Consider the following 3,345-nt stretch of genomic DNA (forward strand, 5'->3'; position numbering starts at 1 on the left):
GTTTGAACGTTCAGTGTGTTCAAGCCACTCGGCCTATTAGTACCGGTCGACTCCACACGTTACCGCGCTTCCATCCCCGGCCTATCAACCCAATCGTCTCTTGGGGGCCTTACACACACAAGGTGTGGGAGAACTCATCTCGAGGAAGGCTTCCCGCTTAGATGCTTTCAGCGGTTATCCCGACCGAACGTAGCCAACCAGCCGTGCCCCTGGCGGGACAACTGGCACACCAGAGGTTCGTCCGTCCCGGTCCTCTCGTACTAGGGACAGACCCTCATCAATTCTCCTACGCGCACAGCGGATAGGGACCGAACTGTCTCGCGACGTTCTAAACCCAGCTCGCGTGCCGCTTTAATGGGCGAACAGCCCAACCCTTGGGACCTACTCCAGCCCCAGGATGCGACGAGCCGACATCGAGGTGCCAAACCATCCCGTCGATATGGACTCTTGGGGAAGATCAGCCTGTTATCCCCGGGGTACCTTTTAGCCGTTGAGCGACACCGCTTCCACACGCCGGTGCCGGATCACTAGGCCCTGCTTTCGCACCTGCTCGACCTGTCGGTCTCACAGTCAAGCTCCCTTGTGCCCTTGCACTCACCACCTGATGACCAACCAGGCTGAGGGAACCTTTGGGCGCCTCCGTTACTCTTTGGGAGGCAACCGCCCCAGTTAAACTACCCACCAGGCACTGTCCCCCACCCGGATCCACGGGTGCGGGTTAGACGTCTAAGGCGACCAGAGTGGTATTTCACCAACGACTCCACGAACACTGGCGTGCCCGCTTCACAGTCTCCCACCTATCCTACACAAGACACATCAAACGCCAATGCCAAGCTATAGTGAAGGTCCCGGGGTCTTTCCGTCCTGCTGCGCGAAACGAGCATCTTTACTCGTACTGCAATTTCGCCGGGCCTGTGGTTGAGACAGCGGGGAAGTCGTTACGCCATTCGTGCAGGTCGGAACTTACCCGACAAGGAATTTCGCTACCTTAGGATGGTTATAGTTACCACCGCCGTTTACCGGCGCTTAGATTCTCAGCCTCGAAAGACGAATCCTTCTAACCGGTCCTCTTAACGTTCCGGCACCGGGCAGGCGTCAGTCCGTATACAGCGTCTTACGACTTCGCACGGACCTGTGTTTTTAGTAAACAGTCGCTTCCCCCTGGCCTCTGCGACCACACCCAGCTACGGGCAGCAAGTGCCCTCACCAGACATGGTCCCCCTTCTCCCAAAGTTACGGGGGCAATTTGCCGAGTTCCTTAACCACAGTTCACCCCAGACAGCAAGTGCCCTCACCAGACATGGTCCCCCTTCTCCCAAAGTTACGGGGGCAATTTGCCGAGTTCCTTAACCACAGTTCACCCGATCGCCTTGGTATTCTCTACCTGACCACCTGAGTCGGTTTAGGGTACGGGCCGCCGGTACACTCACTAGAGGCTTTTCTCGGCAGCATGGGATCACTCACTTCACCAAAAACGGCTCGGCATCACCTCTCACCCTCAATGGACCGCGGATTTGCCTACGGTCCGGGCTACAGGCTTACCCCGGGACAACCATCGCCCGGGCTGAGCTACCCTCCTGCGTCACCCCATCGCTCACCTACTACCACCTCGGGCCCCACGCTCCCCAACCAAGAAGACCCGAAGGTCTCCAAGGCGGATCGGGTGGTTAGCATCAGTGGGCTCAGCGTTGGCGCATACCAGCGGGTACGGGAATATCAACCCGTTGTCCATCGACTACGCCTGTCGGCCTCGCCTTAGGTCCCGACTGACCCTGGGCGGATTAGCCTGCCCCAGGAACCCTTGGTCATCCGGCGCACACGTTTCTCACGTGTGATTCGCTACTCATGCCTGCATTCTCACTCCCACGACCTCCACCGCACGATCACTCGACGGCTTCACCGGACGCAGGACGCTCCCCTACCCATCCCAGCAAGCTGGAATGCCACGGCTTCGGCGGTGTGCTTGAGCCCCGCTACATTGTCGGCGCGGAATCACTTGACCAGTGAGCTATTACGCACTCTTTCAAGGGTGGCTGCTTCTAAGCCAACCTCCTGGTTGTCACAGCAACTCCACATCCTTTACCACTTAGCACACGCTTAGGGGCCTTAGCCGATGATCTGGGCTGTTTCCCTCTCGACTACGAAGCTTATCCCCCGCAGTCTCACTGCCACGCTCTCACTTACCGGCATTCGGAGTTTGGCTGACGTCAGTAACCTTGTAGGGCCCATCGGCCATCCAGTAGCTCTACCTCCGGCAAGAAACACGCAACGCTGCACCTAAATGCATTTCGGGGAGAACCAGCTATCACGGAGTTTGATTGGCCTTTCACCCCTAACCACAGGTCATCCCCCAGGTTTTCAACCCTGGTGGGTTCGGGCCTCCACACCGTCTTACCGGCGCTTCACCCTGCCCATGGCTAGATCACCCCGCTTCGGGTCTACAGCATGCGACTCAAACGCCCTCTTCAGACTCGCTTTCGCTACGGCTACCCGCCACCGGTTAACCTCGCCACACACCATAACTCGCAGGCTCATTCTTCAAAAGGCACGCCATCACGAAACAAGAAGCAAGCTCCTTGTAGGACGCTCTGACGGCTTGTAGGCACACGGTTTCAGGTACTATTTCACGACCCCTCACCGGGGCACTTTTCACCTTTCCCTCACCAACACCCGAAGGCATTGAGGACGCTCTGACGGCTTGTAGGCACACGGTTTCAGGTACTATTTCACGACCCCTCACCGGGGCACTTTTCACCTTTCCCTCACGGTACTGGTCCGCTATCGGTCATCAGGAAGTATTCAGCCTTACCACGTGGTCGTGGCAGATTCACACGAGATTTCACGGGCCTCGTGCTACTCGGGAACACACCCAGAAGACATCGTAGTTTCGCCTACCGGACTCTCACCGTCTACGGTCGGCCATCCCAGGCCATTCGACTACCACGATATTTTGTAACTTCTTGTCGGGTCAGCAGCCCCGACCAGATGGTCCCACAACCCCGCACACGCAACCCCTGCCAGGTATCACACGCGCACGGTTTAGGCTCTTCCGCTTTCGCTCACCACTACTCACGGAATCACTATTGTTTTCTCTTCCTGCGGGTACTGAGATGTTTCACTTCCCCGCGTTCCCACCAACCGGCCTATACATTCAACCGGCGGCGACACCCCATGACGAGTGCCAGGTTCCCCCATTCGGAAATCCCCGGATCAAAGTCTGGTTGCCGACTCCCCGAGGCATATCGCAGGCTCCCACGTCCTTCATCGGCTCCTGATGCCAAGGCATCCACCGTATGCCCTTAAAAACTTGAACACACAAAACGATCAAACAAATCGCAACAGAGA

1 rRNA gene is annotated in these 3,345 nt (G+C 57.5%); it reads right to left on the reverse strand.

Annotated elements, in window-relative coordinates:
• Positions 1 to 15 precede the first annotated feature (15 nt).
• Positions 16 to 3,313, reverse strand: a 23S ribosomal RNA gene (locus DZF91_RS01125).
• Between the last annotated feature and the right edge of the window lie 32 nt (positions 3,314 to 3,345).

The sequence above is a fragment of the Actinomadura logoneensis genome, assembly GCF_003428695.1.
In the GTDB taxonomy this organism is placed as follows: domain Bacteria; phylum Actinomycetota; class Actinomycetes; order Streptosporangiales; family Streptosporangiaceae; genus Spirillospora; species Spirillospora logoneensis.